Origin of the sequence: Simplicispira suum (assembly GCF_003008595.1) — a bacterium.
GTDB lineage: Bacteria > Pseudomonadota > Gammaproteobacteria > Burkholderiales > Burkholderiaceae_C > Simplicispira > Simplicispira suum.
On the sequence record NZ_CP027669.1, the window covers coordinates 313153 to 327177 of the forward strand.

The window sequence follows — 14025 nt, forward strand, 5'->3', positions numbered from 1 at the left end:
GGACTCAGTCGCCCAGCGCGGCGAGCAGCGCCGCGTTGAAGTCCCGCGCCTGCTCGAACTGCACCCAATGGCCAGCTTCTTCGATCAGCGTCATGCCGCGAAAATCCGGTGCTGCGGCCGCATAGGCGGTTGCGAGCGGCTCCATGTAATCGAGGTAAACCGCGTCATATCGCCCGTAAATGGCGTGCACCGGGCACGGGATGCGCGGCAGCGAGCGCGCCAGAATGTCGGTGCCTGCGAGGCGGCGGCCCGGCATGCGGTCCTGGTGCATGTTGGCCACATGCAGGTCCAGGGCCAGGCCCTCGATCTGCTGCGGGTCGTACAGCATCAGCGCGGCGAGGTTGTGGCGGTGCACGGCCCGTTGCGCTTCAGGGTCTTCCAGATGGCGCCAGGCCTTCAGCTCGAACTGGCGCTGGGGCACCACGCCCATGGCGGGCGCCCCCACCAGCACCAGGCGCTGCGCCAGCGCCGGGTGCGCCGCCAGCAGCAGCCCGGCGGTGAGCCCCCCGAACGAAAAGCCCACCAGATCCACCGGCTGCTCACCCAGCAAGGCCTGCAGACCCGCGCGCAGCGGCTCGACCAGCGCATCGGCATCGGTGCCCAAAGGGGGCGGCGCAGAGGCGCCAAAGCCGGGCAGATCCGGCAGCCACAGTTCACGCCCTGCAGCCACCAAGGCGTCGATGTTGCGCACCCAATGCGTCCAGCTGCCGCTGCCGCCATGCAACATCACCAGGGGCGCCACGCCGGGCTGCGCCGTGCCCCAGACATGCCAGACCAGCTCACCCGAGCCACAGGGCGTGGTGCGCTGCCGGGCGCGGTCGATCAGTGGCTGCACCGCACCGGGCATTGCGGTCGGCGCCGGCGTGGACGCGCTCACAGGCGCGCCAGCCCTTCTATGGCCAGCACGTAGCCCTGCACACCAAAGCCGCAGACCACGGCGCGCGCAACGCTGGAGATTGTTGAATGGTGGCGAAATGCTTCGCGCGCAAACACGTTGCTGATGTGCAGCTCGATCAGCGGCACGCCCGTGCCCTTGATGGCGTCGTGCAATGCAATGCTGGTGTGGGTGTAGGCACCTGCGTTGAGCACCACGCCGGCCAGTTCGCCCTGCTGGTGCAGGCGTCCGGCTTCGTGCAACCAATCGAGCAACGCACCCTCGTGGTTGCTCTGGTGAAAGCGCAGCGCAAAGCCCGCCTTGGCGCAGGCGGCTGCGCACAGGGCTTCTACGTCTGCAAGGGTGTGGTGCCCATAAACCGCCGGCTCACGCGTGCCGAGCAGGTTGAGGTTGGGGCCGTTGAGAACGAAAAGAGTGGACACAAATGCGCTTTCAGGCTGGGTGCGGGCGGCTGTGCATTCTGCAAGCCGGCGCGCAAGCGGGTGAAGCGCAAATTATGCGACGCTCGGACCGGCACGGCGAAGCCGCACCTCGGCATCGCCTGCCACCTCCGCTCAATCCCGATCGCGCCGATGACCGTGGCGATGGGGGCGATGCCCACGGCGGTCGTCCCGATCGCGGTAATAACGGCCGCCATAGTACGGAGGCGGCGAATACACCACGGGCGGGGCGTAATACACCGGCCGCGGCGGCGCGTAGTAGACCGGTGGCGGAGCGTAATACACAGGTGCCGGGGCCCGGTACACATAGCCTGGGTAGTAGTTGTTGCTTGCTCCCACCACCACACCCGGAACGCCCACGCCTATGGACCAGCTCACGTTGTCGCGCGCCTGCGCCACACCGGCCGAGGCCGCCAGCGCAACTCCGAAGCCCACCACGGCCAGCTTGCTGAAAACGGTCTTGAACATATGCATCTCCTGGTTAAACAGATTGGCTGCAATTGCCAGCCCTCAGACGCCTTAACGCGCCACATGCCTGAAAGGATGGCACGAAAGGGTGTCTAAAGTGTGTCTGTGCGTACAACTGCTTGTTTCCATGCGTAAAACCGCACGAACGCGCCGCCTAAAATGCCCGATATGACCGCCTCTGCCCCCGCATCCACGCCCGCCGCCAACGCTTCGGACGCCACCAAAATCAGCAATTTCCTGCGCCAGGTGATCGAAAGCGACCTGGAACGCGGCACCTACGCCAACCGCCGCTGGGCCGGCAGCCCTGGCGACGCTGCGCACCAGGCCGCAGGCACGCCCGACCCGGCCAAAATTCGCACCCGCTTCCCGCCCGAGCCCAACGGCTACCTGCACATTGGCCACGCCAAGAGCATCTGCATCAACTTTGGTCTGGCGCGCGACTACGAAGGCGTGTGCCACCTGCGCTTTGACGACACGAATCCGGAAAAGGAAGACGCCGAGTACGTGAGCAGCATCAAGGACTCGGTGCAGTGGCTGGGCTTTGACTGGAACAACGGGCGCGAGACCAACCTGTACCAGGCCAGCGACTATTTCGACTTCATGTACCGTGCCGCCGAGTACCTGATTGAAGCCGGCCATGCCTATGTCGATGAACAAACGATTGAGCAGATCCGCATCAACCGGGGCGACTTCAGCAAGCCCGGTGTCAACAGCCCCTTCCGCGCCCGCACGCCAGCCGAAAACCTGCAAATCTTCCGCGAGATGCGCGCCGGCCAGCACGAAGACGGCAGCATGGTGCTGCGCGCCAAGATCGACATGGCCAGCCCCAACATCAACATGCGCGACCCGGCCATCTACCGCATCCGCCGCGCCACGCACCACAACACGGGCGACGCCTGGTGCATCTACCCGATGTACACCTACGCGCACCCGATTGAAGACGCGCTGGAGCAGATCACCCACAGCTTTTGCACGCTCGAATTCGAAGACCAGCGCCCGTTCTACGATTGGTTGTTGCAACGATTGATCGAAGGTGGCCTGCTCAGCGCCCCGCCCCCGCGCCAGTACGAATTTGCCCGCCTGAACCTCACCTACGTCATCACCAGCAAACGCAAACTCGCGCAACTGGTGTACGACCACAAGGTGAACGGCTGGGACGACCCGCGCATGCCCACCATCGTCGGCCTGCGCCGGCGCGGCTACACGCCCGCCAGCCTGCAGCTGTTTGCCGAACGCATTGGCGTCACCAAAAGCGACAGCTGGATCGACTACGCCACGCTGGAAGGATGCCTGCGCGAAGACCTGGAGCTCAAAGCCCACCGCGGCATGGCCGTGCTCGACCCGGTCAAGCTCGTGCTGACCAACTGGGACGCCGAATTCGGCGCCGGCCACTTGGAGCCCTGCACCCAGCCCGCCCTGCCCAACGTGCCCGAAGGCACCGAGCCACCGCCAGCGCGGCATTTCAGCATGGGCAAAGAGGTGTGGATTGAACGCACCGACTACGAGGAAGTGCCGCCCAAAGGCTACAAGCGCTTGTTTCCAGGCAACAAAGTGCGCCTCAAAGGCGGCTACGTCATTGAATGCACCGGCGCCAACAAGGATGCGGACGGCAAGGTCACCGAAGTGCTCGCCACCGTCATCCCCGGCACCAAAAGCGGCACCTCCGGCGCCGACAGCGTGAAAGCCAAGGCCGCCATCACCTGGGTCGGCGTGGCGGATGGCGTGCAGGCCGAAGTCCGCATGTACGACCGGCTGTTTCTGGACGCGCAGCCCGATGCGGGCGGCAAGGACTTTATTGAGAGCCTTAACCCGGACAGTTTGAAGGTGGTGATTGCCATCGTGGAGCCTTCATTGGCGCAGGCGCAACCGGACGACAAGTTTCAGTTTGAGCGGCATGGGTACTTTGTGGCGGATCGGGTGGATCACGTGCAGGGGACTAAGCCGGTGTTTAACTTGGCGGTGGGGTTGAAGGATTCCTGGGGGAAATAATGCTCCGCCCCCAAACCATCCAAATCTTTCTCCCCGCCGGTGATCCGCGCGGTATGCGCGTGGCCGAGATCACGACCCGCATTGTTCGCGTCATTGAAGTGCCCCGCAGCCAGTTGGCAGACTTCCTCAAATTGCCCGAAGCGCAGCAAGTGGGCGTGTACTTTTTGATGGGCGAGTTGTCCGAGGCCGGCTTGCCGCGCGCCTACATCGGCCAGTCTGGCAATGTCGGCAGCCGACTCGTGCAGCACAACCAAAGTAAAGATTTCTGGAACCGCGCGCTGGTGGTTATCTCGCTGACCAACAGCCTGACGCAAACGCACGCGCTGTTTCTGGAGTGGTGGGCCATTGCCGAGGCCACCAAAGCCGGTCGCTATAGCCTGGAAAATGGCAACGCCGGTTCGCAGCCCTACACCCCCGCGCCGCTGCAAGCCGACTGCCACGAGATTCACGAAACTGCGGCGACCCTGCTGGCCACGCTGGGTCAGCCGATTTTTGAGCCACTGACCAACGCGCCCACCGCCAAGGGCGCGGCAGATCTCTTTTATTGCAAAGGCTCAGGCGCCGATGGCGTGGGCGAGTACACGGCCGAGGGGTTTGTGGTGCTCAAAGGCTCACGCGGGCGCCTGGAAAATGTGGCCTCCATCCAAGGCTCCTCGCACGAACGCTTCCGCGAAAAGTTGTTGAAGGAAGGCATATTGGCGCTGGAAGGCGGCGGCGTGGTTTTCACCCGCGACTATTTGTTTTCGAGCCCGAGCATGGCCGCAGTCGCCTTGCAAGGCCGTTCTGCCAACGGCTGGTTCGAATGGAAAGACACCAGCGGCAGAACGCTGGATGAAGTAAAGCGGCAGACGGTGGCTGCGCCGGGTTAGTTTCGCTCTGCTTTCAGTAGCTGCTTACGCTTACGGCATAAGCGCTAGAGCATCTTTTCATAAAAGTCTCTCGAATAAACCCCAATTAAGGTACGATCAACCCCAATATGGGTATTGAAACTTTGCCGCCAGCTGCGGCGTCCGCCGCAGACGCCCTCTTCCCAAAAGTGCGCCAGCGGGTGCTGGCCGTACTGTTCGGCACGCCAGACCGCAGCTATTACGCCAACGAGGTGATCGCGCTGGCACAGTCGGGCACTGGGGCTGTGCAACGTGAGCTGGCGGGCTTGTCAGAGGCCGGCTTGCTCACCGTCAGCAAGCAGGGCAACCAGAAACACTACCAGGCCAATGCCAATGCGCCGGTGTTTGCCGAGCTGCGCGGCCTGGTGCTCAAAACCATGGGGTTGGCCGATGTGTTGCGAGCGGCGCTTGCGCCGTTGGCAGCGCAGATAGACGCCGCGTTCATCTATGGCTCGTTGGCCCGCCAGCAAGACACCGCGCAGAGCGATGTGGACGTGCTGATCGTCAGCAACACGCTCGGCTATGGCGAAGTGTTTGGCGCGCTCGAGGCCGCAGCCGTGTCGCTGGGCCGCACAGTGAACCCGACGCTGTACAGCTTCGCCGACTGGACCAAGCGCTTGCACGACGACAACGCCTTTGCGACGCGCGTGTGGCAGCAGCCCAAAATATGGCTGATAGGCAACGAGGAACATATCGATGCAGCCAGCGCTTGAAAACCTCAGCGGCCCCGGCAAGCCGCTCAAAGTCGAAGCGCCAGATGACAAGGAGATTGCTGGCTTGCTGCGCACCGGCATCGCGCGCTTGCGTGATTCGCAAAACGCGACACTGGCATTGGAGAGCCGCTTCGATCTGGCTTACAACGCAGCGCATGCCTTGTGCCTGGCAGCGCTACGGCGCATGGGCTATCGCCCTGGCAACCGCTACATCGTGTTTCAGGTATTGCCGCATACCCTGGGCCTAGGACCAGAAGTCTGGCGCGTTCTGGACAAGTGCCACAACACACGCAATCTGGGCGAATACGAAGGCATGCTCGATGTGGATGAGCGCTTGGTAAAAGACTTGGTCAAGGCTACCGTGGCGCTGGCCAATGCCCTCCAGTGACAGACGCCAAGGCCGTGTCCCGTGCCCTGCTTAAGGCCTGACTAGGCGCACTCAAGCGTCAAATCAACGTCGTAGGCGGTCAGTTCGGGCTTGTTGGGCGCGGGTTTGAAATGCGCCTTGAGGGACAAGCCCGTGGCCGTCACCTTCAGGTCGCGCCTTGCGCCGAACTTGTACACCTTGCCCCCCACGAGCATGGTGAAGGCCGCTGCCGGCTGAGACATGTCGCCAGTGACCGAGACCGCGATGCCATCGCCATTGCGGTCTTTCGCATCGATCTCCATGCCGGGGTCAGACCTGGCACTGAGGCTGTCCATCTTCCCGATCTTGCTGCGCTCGCAGACGACCTTGACATCCAACTTCTTGCCGTCGATTTCCCCCTTGACCGTGCCGTTGTAGTGGGGTGCTGCGTTGGCAATGCCGCTCCCACGATTGCGCCTCCAAGCTGCACGCGCTGCCTGCAGCAACAACGCAGGCAGCGGGCCATCGCCTCACGCCCCCGCCCCGCCCGCTAGACTCTCCCCCATGGACACCGCCCACCCGCCCAAGCAGCCCACCGTCGTGGTCATCGGCGGCCCGAACGGCGCCGGCAAATCGACGGCTGCGCCTTTTTTGCTCAAGGGCGCACTGGGTGTGCTCGAATTTGTCAATGCCGACCAGATTGCCGTTGGCCTTGCCGCTTACGCGCCGGAGACGGTGGCATTTGAGGCAGGCCGCATCATGCTGCGGCGGCTGAACGAGCTGGCGCGCGTGGGCAGCAGCTTTGCGTTTGAGAGCACCTTGTCGAGCCGCACCTTTGCGCTGTTCCTGCAGCAGTGCAAGGCACGCGGCTACCGGGTGGTGCTGTTCTATGTGAGCTTGCCCAGCTCAGACCTGGCGGTGCAGCGCGTGGCGCTGCGCGTGCGCCTGGGCGGGCACAATATCCCAGCGGCGGATGTGCACCGGCGCTTTGCACGCAGCCTGCACAATCTGTTCGAGTTGTACCTGCCGCTGGCCGACAGCTGGTCGGTGCTGAACAATGCCAGTGGCACGCTGGAAATCATTGCGTCCGGCACCCCAAAGCGCATTTCTGTGAAGGATTCAAAAAAATGGCTTCTGCTGCAGACCCTCGCAAAAGCGTAAAGCCTGCCAACGTCGCCAAGACCGACCAGGTCGCACAGGTCGAGAAGTTGGACAAGGCCGCCAAAGACCCAAAGGCCGACAAACCCGAAAAAGCCGCCAAGGCACGCAAGGGCACGGCGGAGCAGTCGCGCATTGAGGAGGCGCTCAAAGAGACCACCCGGCACGCCCGCCAGCAGTTGGCCGCGCAAGGCCTCAAGCTCCCAACGCAGGGCTGGAAGCGCGCGACCATCCACAACCGGGTGGATTAGTGCCCGCAACGCGGCGGAGCGCACGCTGGCGAAGTCGCAGGTTCCACCCGCACATGGCACGCCCGCACCACAACGTCTACAGGATCGAACTCTCCCGCGACGTGCTGCGCCAGAGCAAGCTCCGCCAGAACAACACCGGCTATATCGAGCGAAAGCCCTACGTCTATGTGGGCATTGCGGAGCCCCAGGTGTCCTCTCTACTGGGGTTTCTGTATCAGGCTGCGCAAGGCCGCGCCGCCGGTGGGCATGTAAAAAAGCACCCCGATGGCCTGCACCTGCCAGTCTGCGCTGCTGGCCACGCGTTGGAATCCGTTCATCACGCAATCGGTGCTGCGCACTTCCCCGGCACCGGGAGGGTTGCCGAGCATCTGGGTGTAGGGCGCTAGCCCTTGCTTGGTCAGAACCAGGTAGGCGCGTGCACGCGGAATCGGAGCGATGGGGTCTACCCCGTCGGGTCGAAACCCGATGGTGAATTCCGCCGGGGGAGGCGTCGCATCAAAAGCCATGTGAGGCGTGAATTCGGAGCGCACCACGGCGGCATTGCTTTGCGCCCAATGCAAGCGCAGGTAGGGCGGTGCTTCCTGGGCCGACCACATCAAGTGCACGTCGTTGCCATTGGTGCAGTAGATGGGGTGGGCGGTGGATTGGTCTGTAGGCCATTGCCCGCCCTGGCGCTGCTCCACGCGCACCAGGCGCGTATCGGGTGCGCCCAGCAGCGACTGGGTGTAAATCAGCCCCACTCCCGCCAGGTGGTAGCGCTGCACGGCTTGCACCGAGTGCTGCAAGGGCGGGTTGTCGGCCGGCACCTCGCGGCGCTGGCCGATCTCGCGCGAGGCGGCTTGCAGTGGCGCCTGCGCTGCGAAGAAAGCGGCGCCTGGGATCGCCAGAATCGCCAGACCGGTTACCCCAAGCACCAGGCTCTCGGCGCGTGTGAGGGGCGGGCGCACCCACCGCCCTGCCAGCAGGTGGCTGCCAAACCAAATCAGAGGCGCAACCGTGTACAGCGCGCCAACAAAGATGCCCAGTGCCTCGGGGCCGCCGACGGCGCGCGCTGGCAACACCACTGCGGCCAGTGCAAGGAGCGCCGCCACGGCCGACACCAGACGCACGGTCACCCAGCTGTGCACACGCCCACTTTGCTTGAAGAACCTGCTTTCCAGCCAGAGCAGTCCCAACATCAGCGTGAGCAGACCGGCAGCGCCACGCCACCAAGTCTGCTGGTCTGCGAGCGGCATGCGCGCAAACGTGTCCAGTATGTGTTGCCATTCCATGCGAATCCTTTCTGGCGGCCAGCACACGCTAGCTTGAACGGAGGGCAGGCGTCTATCGACAGCGTAACCGGGCGCCAGACTCCCATCCCTGCAACCAGCCTCTGTGCCGCGCAGAATTTTCGCCAACGTGACCTACTATGTCTGCAGGACCTGGCGATCCATGCTTCTTTCAGAAAGGTCACTTGCCATGAGCACTCTCCCCTCCCTTGTCGACGACCTGATGGCCCAACTGCAGGGCGCGCCGCTGCAGCAGATGGCGCAGCAACTGGGCACCAGCCCTGCGCAGACGCAAGACGCTTTGGGCGCGGCCCTGCCGCTGCTGCTGGGCAAGTTGGGCCGCAATGCCAGCGAGCCGCAAGGCGCCATGGACCTGTTTGGCGCGCTGCAACGCGACCACACCGGCGGCAACGATCTGGAGAGATTGCTGGGTTCGTTGCTGGGTGGCAGTGGCGGCGGCGCGGGTGGCGGCCAGACGGATGGTGCGGCCATCCTGGGCCACATTTTTGGCGGCAGCCAGCAGCGCGCCGAGGCGGGTTTGGGCCAAGCCACGGGGCTGGGCGCCAATGCCGGCCAGTTGCTGCAAATGCTGGCCCCCATCGTGATGTCATTCCTGGCGCAGCGCATGAACAGTGGTGGCATGAACGCCGGCGGCCTGGGCCAGGTGCTGGGCCAGGAGCACGCCCGCGTGCAGCAGCAAGGTGGGCTGGGGGAAGGCTTGCTGGGCAGCCTGCTCGACCAGGATGGCGACGGCCAGGTGGGGCTGAGCGATCTGATGAAAATCGGCGGTGGGCTGCTGGGCGGGCGGCGCCAAAGCCCCTGAAACAGCGCCCCTTCAGTCGTTTCTGACCTGCGGGCGGGTCCGGCTGCTTGGTCCTTTTCGAACGGTCGTCTTCTCTACATCCACCGCGTTGCGACCTCGATCGGCTCGGGGCGTCCGAATAGGTATCCTTGCGCGACATCGCAGTGCTGGCCGGCCAGGTAGCGGCTTTGCTCCTCGGTTTCCACGCCTTCAGCCACCACCTGCAGGCCCATGCTGTGGGCCAGGGCAATGGTGGCGCGCACGATCGCAGCGCTGTCCTTGTCGGTGGCAATGTCGCTGACAAAGGAGCGGTCGATTTTGATCTCGTCGATGGGGAAGCGTTTGAGGTGCGCCAGCGACGAATAGCCGGTGCCGAAATCGTCCACCGCCAGTCGCACACCCAAGGCGCGGATGTCTTGCAACAGTCCGATCACCTGGTCGGCATCGGACATTGCGGTGGTCTCGGTGATCTCCAGGCTAAGAAGCTGTGGGGGGATCCCGGTCTCTTGCAGGGCCAGGCGCACCACCTGCACCAGGTCGCGGTTCAAACACTGGCGGGCCGAAACATTGACGGCGATAGGCACCGGTGTGAGCCCTGCGCGCAGCCACAGCGCCACCTGCCGTGCGGCGTGCAGCACGGCCCACGCGCCCATGTCGACAATCAGCCCGCATTCTTCTGCTATCTGGATAAAACCAATGGGCATTACCAGTTGCTCTGGCGTGCGCTGCCAGCGCATGAGCGCCTCCATCCCGACCATTCGCTGTGTCGTGAGTGAAAACTGCGGTTGGTAGTGCAGCACAAGCAGGTCGTCGCGCAGGGCCTGGCGCAGGTCCATCTCCAGCGTCAGGCGCTTGTGCATGCGGGTATTGATGTCGTTGGACCAGAACTGAAAACAAGCCCTGGGCTGGGCTTTGGCGCGGTACATGGCCATGTCGGCCATGGACAGCAGGGCATCGAGGTCCATGCTGTCCTGCGGTGCCAACACCACACCGACACTGCCCGCGCTCGGCAAGGTGATGTCACCAAAGCTTGCGTCCAGCACGACGTCCAGGGCCATCGCATCGACCACCTTGGCAGCGGCGGCGGCTGCACCCTCGTGGCCGTCCACATCTTCGAGAAGCAAGACAAATTCATCACCACCCCAGCGGGCCACGGTGTCGGTGCCACGACACAGCGTGCTCAGACGCCTGGCCATCACGCGCAGCACTTCGTCACCCGCGCGGTGACCGAGGTTGTCGTTGATGTACTTGAAGCGGTTCAGGTCCAGAAACAGCACAGCCAAGCTACCGCCGCTGCGCTGTATCCGCGAGAGCGCGACGTTCAACCGCTCGTGCAGCAGCGCACGGTTGGCCAGCCCGGTGAGCGCATCGTGGTGGGCGGCAAAGTCCAGCGCGCGCGCGGCAGCCACGGAATGGGTGACGTCGGCAAACACCAGAACCGCTCCATCCAATGCGCCCTCCGGGCTGCGCAAAGGGCTGGCCGTTGCCTGCAGCACGCGCCCACCGCCAGGGGCGGCCAGGTTGAGCGGCTCACGCACATGGACCCGGCATCCCCGGCCCAGGCATTCGAATATCGCGACCACCAGGCGCTCCATGCTGTCTTCGGTCAAGGGGTAGGCGGTATGCAGTGGCTGGCCCAGCAAGGTTTGGCCTGGGGCATGCAGTTGGGCAGCCGGGTTGGCAAATCGAATGGTGTGCAGCCGCGCGTCGATGGTGATGACGGCTTCGTCAATGGCGTGCAACGTGGACAAGGCATGCTGGCGGGTGCGCAGCAGCTGGCGGTTCATCACCCGCAACTTGCGCATCAACCAAAAGCCCAATGCCACGGCCACGGCCAGTGTGGCGATGGCGGGCGGCAGCCAGATACTGGTGGCCAGCAGGACCCCGGCGCTGATCAGCAAAGGCAGTGCCAACAGTGCACTCACACGCATCATGTGGCGACCCTGACGCACAGGTACCAGCGCAACGCCGCTAACTGTCAGCACCGCCAACAGCAGCGCCAGCGGTGCAGGTGCTTGGCTGATCCAGCGCTGGCTGCGCAGTGCCTCAAACGCCTGCGCGTGGTACATCACCGATGGCAACGTGGCGTGGCTGCCCGCAAGCGGCGTGGTCAATTCACCACCCAACCCGCTGGCGGTGATGCCGACGAATACCACCCGGTCCCGCACCATGTCTAGCGCCTGGGGCGTACTCAGGACCTGTGCAAATGACAGCGTGGGGAGGCCGCGCACCTGGGGCAGTAGCACCTCGTGTTCACGCACCCAGGTGGTGGCAAGACGCGGGGAGATGTTCGTGGGAAGCAGTCGATCCCCCACGGGGCTGGGCGAGACTTGCTGCAGCACTGCCAAGGATAGCGCCGGTGTGTCGGCCCGGCTATTGCCCGCCATCAAGTGGATGCGGCGCGCCTGTCCGTCCAAATCCACTTCCACATCGACATGGCCCAGGCCGGGCGGCGTTTTTGTATTGGCCAAAACCAGCGATGGCGCCAGAGGCACGGCGGCGATCTGGCCGCTTGGCTGCTGGGCTGGGGCAACAGCCAGCACAACGTGGCCTTGGCGGGCGATGGCGGCGGCCAGAGCTGCATCGCTGGCGGGGTTGCGCGCGTCCGGTTCAGTGAACAGCACCGCCATTCCGATGGCACTGGCCCCAGCCTGATGCAGCCGGTCGATCATTTGGGCATGCACTTCACGCGGCCAAGGCCACCGGCCCAACGCGGCCAGGCTGGAATCGTCAATCGCCACGACCGCTGGCGGCTGGGCGCTGGCCGTGATGGTGGGCAGCAGCAGGTCGTAGGCCAGAAGGTCCAGGCGCTGTACCGCAGTTGGGTTCAGCCAAGACAGAACCAGGGCTGTGGCGGTGCCCGCCAACCACCAAGCTGCGCGTTGCACCGCATGCTCCCAGCGGGACGGGAGCCAGTGGGAGGCGCGGCCTCCATGGGGCGCAGGCAGAGAGTTCAGAGAACGGCCAGCAGTGGGATGAGAAGAAAAATCAACGCCCGCCAGTGACTGGGCGGAGGGTCGGGAACCACAAAGGTTTGTGTACCGCCCCACGGACCCGTATAGCCGTCGGTGCCGGTAGCCCGCACCCGCACATGGTGTGGGCCGGGCAGCAGATCCTTCAGGCTGAACTGGACTGCATCCGTTTCTGTATCGATCAGTGGGTCGGCGAAAGTTTCGTCGCGCGCCACCTGCAGGTGGTAGCGGGCAGTTTGGGGTTGGGCCGTCCAGCGAAGGGTCAGGCTGCCATCCTGGGGCGTGGGAATGTCTACCCCAGGGCCAGGCCGTACACGGCGAAATGGCTGGGCATCGCCCCAGGGGCCTTGGCCCTTCGTGGGGTGAATGGCCGCCACGCGCCACTGGTAGATGCCCGCAGAGAGGTCTTGTGGTGGCTGAGCGCTGGCGCTGGCGACGACCTGTTCGTCTACGGCCTTGCCATGGCTGCTGAGTTGTACGCGGTATTGCAGGCGGGCATCGCCCTGCGTCCAGCGCAAACTGGGGCGGGCTGCAGTCGTGACGGCTTCGGGGGCGGGATCAATCAGCAGCGGTGGCTCGGGCTGGGTGTGGATGACCAGCGCGCGCTCGGCCGACAGGCCTTCCAGGCCCTGGGCGTCGATACCGCGAACCCGCAGAACGTAGGTGCCGTCATCGATGTCGCGTACGCGAATGCGGGCAGTGTCGGTGACTTCATCGGACAACATGGCGCTGAATTCGGACGTGGCCGCCAACTGGCTGCGGTAGCGACTGGCTCCTGACAATGCCGTGATCGGCCAGGCAATCGGCAGGCGCTCGATCGTTTGGGGCAGGTCGTCCAAGCGGGGCGCGGGCAGCAGCGCAATCGGCGCGATGGGACTCCGGCCGTTTTGCGCGAGCGTGCCCTGCGCCGCCTGGGCAGTGACCTGCCCGCCAGGGTTGGCGACATGGACGGCGCCCGTCACCACTTCGGTGCGCATGGTTTGCCCGTCCATGGACACGCGGTACTGCGTGCCGCGCACGGCCGCAATGGCAGCGGGGGTATGGATCTCAAACCGGCCACCGCTCTCGCCTCTGGGAGTGACCTGGTTTTCCACACTGCCTCGCAGCAGCGACAAAACCACGACGTTGGCTTTGCCGAGCAGGCTTTTCTCGCTGGCTTTCAGCTGAAGTTCGCTGTCACGGCGCACCATGACGCGACTTCCGTCGGCGAATTGCAGTGTGGCGCTGCCATCGGGTCCGGTGCGAATGTTCGATGGGGCTTGCAGCCGTTCCCCCGCAACGGCCGCACGCTCTGGGCTGCGACCGTGGCGCAGCGTGGTGTTGCCTGCAACGGCCAGAACTGTGACCTGAGTAGATTCCAGCTTCAACCAATCCTTGGGAATGCGCAGCAGCGTGCCCGGCAGGATGCGGCGGTCGTCGGGAATATGGTTGAAACGGCGCAGCGCTTGCGCCAGCGACGGAGATTTCAAATAACGCTCGGCCAGATTCCAGGGATGGTCGCCGGGCTGGACGGTATAGAGGAAGTCTGCGGCCTGTACTGCGTACGCTGTGCACGATAAAACCAGACCCGCCAGGCCGGTGTGGAGGCGATGAAGGGTGCAAGAGTGAATGAGCACGGCATTACCCTCTGTCTAGAAGACTATCGGCCTGAAGGTCGCTGGCTGCAAGCAATTCGCAAGGGCCCATTTCTGACTTCGACACTCTGAGGCCCTACAGGCTTTTGGCATCGCTGGACCATTGTTTTGATTAATTAGTGTAAGTGCCGCTTTGAAAATCCGTATCGCACCAAGGTGTAAAGCGTTCTTTTCTCCGAGACCGTGAACACGTTCCCACACC

The 14025-nt window shown here is 64.1% G+C and carries 14 protein-coding genes; 7 read left to right on the forward strand and 7 right to left on the reverse strand.

The features are described from left to right. Positions 1-4: 4 nt before the first annotated feature. From C6571_RS01505 to C6571_RS01515, 3 genes are all read right to left on the reverse strand, one after another. Positions 5-847 (reverse strand): alpha/beta fold hydrolase, encoded by an 843-nt coding sequence (locus C6571_RS01505; protein WP_106445132.1) that lies wholly within the window; start codon positions 845-847, stop codon positions 5-7. 26 nt (positions 848-873) lie between these two features. Continuing rightward, on the reverse strand, positions 874-1317 hold the full coding sequence (gene aroQ, locus C6571_RS01510; protein ID WP_106445133.1) for a type II 3-dehydroquinate dehydratase: 444 nt from the start codon (positions 1315-1317) through the stop codon (positions 874-876). Positions 1318-1449: 132 nt separating this feature from the next. Next, on the reverse strand, positions 1450-1809 hold the full coding sequence (locus C6571_RS01515; protein ID WP_106445134.1) for a hypothetical protein: 360 nt from the start codon (positions 1807-1809) through the stop codon (positions 1450-1452). 162 nt (positions 1810-1971) lie between these two features. Between C6571_RS01515 and C6571_RS01520 the strand changes: the two genes are divergently transcribed. The 4 genes from C6571_RS01520 to C6571_RS01535 all read left to right on the forward strand — a co-directional run bounded on the left by C6571_RS01520 (position 1972) and on the right by C6571_RS01535 (position 5780). Beyond that, positions 1972-3792, forward strand: coding sequence for a glutamine--tRNA ligase/YqeY domain fusion protein (locus C6571_RS01520; protein WP_106447969.1), 1821 nt, complete (start codon positions 1972-1974; stop codon positions 3790-3792). Next, positions 3792-4661, forward strand: a complete 870-nt coding sequence (locus C6571_RS01525) for a GIY-YIG nuclease family protein (protein WP_106445135.1) — start codon at positions 3792-3794, stop codon at positions 4659-4661. The genes C6571_RS01520 and C6571_RS01525 overlap by 1 nt, the downstream gene beginning before the upstream one ends. A gap of 107 nt (positions 4662-4768) precedes the next feature. Further along, positions 4769-5392: a transcriptional regulator gene (locus C6571_RS01530; protein WP_106445136.1), complete on the forward strand. Its 624-nt coding sequence runs from the start codon at positions 4769-4771 to the stop codon at positions 5390-5392. Continuing rightward, the gene (locus tag C6571_RS01535) at positions 5376-5780 is read left to right on the forward strand and encodes a hypothetical protein (RefSeq protein ID WP_106445137.1); all 405 of its coding nucleotides are present in this window, start codon (positions 5376-5378) and stop codon (positions 5778-5780) included. Before C6571_RS01530 ends, C6571_RS01535 begins: the two co-directional genes overlap by 17 nt. A gap of 41 nt (positions 5781-5821) precedes the next feature. On the opposite strand, the gene C6571_RS01540 is transcribed toward C6571_RS01535, so the two are convergent. Then, entirely contained in the window at positions 5822-6247 is a 426-nt protein-coding gene (locus C6571_RS01540; RefSeq protein WP_106445138.1) for a hypothetical protein, read from the reverse strand. Between the two features lie 55 nt (positions 6248-6302). Between C6571_RS01540 and C6571_RS01545 the strand changes: the two genes are divergently transcribed. Together C6571_RS01545 and C6571_RS01550 are read left to right on the forward strand one after the other, a co-directional pair. Continuing rightward, positions 6303-6899, forward strand: coding sequence for an ATPase (locus C6571_RS01545; protein ID WP_106445139.1), 597 nt, complete (start codon positions 6303-6305; stop codon positions 6897-6899). Continuing rightward, positions 6866-7147, forward strand: a complete 282-nt coding sequence (locus tag C6571_RS01550; RefSeq protein WP_106445140.1) for a hypothetical protein — start codon at positions 6866-6868, stop codon at positions 7145-7147. Before C6571_RS01545 ends, C6571_RS01550 begins: the two co-directional genes overlap by 34 nt. 197 nt (positions 7148-7344) lie before the next feature. On the opposite strand, the gene C6571_RS01555 is transcribed toward C6571_RS01550, so the two are convergent. After that, complete coding sequence (locus C6571_RS01555; RefSeq protein ID WP_106445141.1) at positions 7345-8418, reverse strand: hypothetical protein; 1074 nt, start codon at positions 8416-8418, stop codon at positions 7345-7347. A 187-nt stretch (positions 8419-8605) separates the two neighbouring features. Here C6571_RS01555 and C6571_RS01560 point away from each other — a divergent pair, with 187 nt between their 5' ends. Continuing rightward, positions 8606-9238 carry a DUF937 domain-containing protein gene (locus tag C6571_RS01560; RefSeq protein WP_106445142.1) on the forward strand — a complete coding sequence of 211 codons (633 nt, stop codon included), beginning with the start codon at positions 8606-8608 and terminating at the stop codon, positions 9236-9238. Positions 9239-9312: 74 nt separating this feature from the next. Here the strand turns inward: C6571_RS01560 and C6571_RS01565 are convergent, their stop codons facing one another. Further along, positions 9313-12105, reverse strand: coding sequence for an EAL domain-containing protein (locus tag C6571_RS01565; protein WP_146139288.1), 2793 nt, complete (start codon positions 12103-12105; stop codon positions 9313-9315). A gap of 65 nt (positions 12106-12170) precedes the next feature. Beyond that, entirely contained in the window at positions 12171-13805 is a 1635-nt protein-coding gene (locus tag C6571_RS01570; protein ID WP_106445144.1) for a FecR domain-containing protein, read from the reverse strand. Positions 13806-14025: the final 220 nt, after the last annotated feature.

Bases quoted from the DNA above. Each gene is read 5' to 3' on its own strand.
- C6571_RS01560 (WP_106445142.1), top strand. From the start codon at position 8,606: ATGAGCACTCTCCCCTCCCTTGTCGACGACCTGATGGCCCAACTGCAG.
- C6571_RS01535 (WP_106445137.1), top strand. From the start codon at position 5,376: ATGCAGCCAGCGCTTGAAAACCTCAGCGGCCCCGGCAAGCCGCTCAAA.
- C6571_RS01505 (WP_106445132.1), bottom strand. From the start codon at position 847: ATGCCCGGTGCGGTGCAGCCACTGATCGACCGCGCCCGGCAGCGCACC.
- C6571_RS01530 (WP_106445136.1), top strand. From the start codon at position 4,769: ATGGGTATTGAAACTTTGCCGCCAGCTGCGGCGTCCGCCGCAGACGCC.
- C6571_RS01525 (WP_106445135.1), top strand. From the start codon at position 3,792: ATGCTCCGCCCCCAAACCATCCAAATCTTTCTCCCCGCCGGTGATCCG.
- C6571_RS01555 (WP_106445141.1), bottom strand. From the start codon at position 8,418: ATGGAATGGCAACACATACTGGACACGTTTGCGCGCATGCCGCTCGCA.
- C6571_RS01545 (WP_106445139.1), top strand. From the start codon at position 6,303: ATGGACACCGCCCACCCGCCCAAGCAGCCCACCGTCGTGGTCATCGGC.
- C6571_RS01515 (WP_106445134.1), bottom strand. From the start codon at position 1,809: ATGCATATGTTCAAGACCGTTTTCAGCAAGCTGGCCGTGGTGGGCTTC.
- C6571_RS01550 (WP_106445140.1), top strand. From the start codon at position 6,866: ATGGCTTCTGCTGCAGACCCTCGCAAAAGCGTAAAGCCTGCCAACGTC.
- C6571_RS01520 (WP_106447969.1), top strand. From the start codon at position 1,972: ATGACCGCCTCTGCCCCCGCATCCACGCCCGCCGCCAACGCTTCGGAC.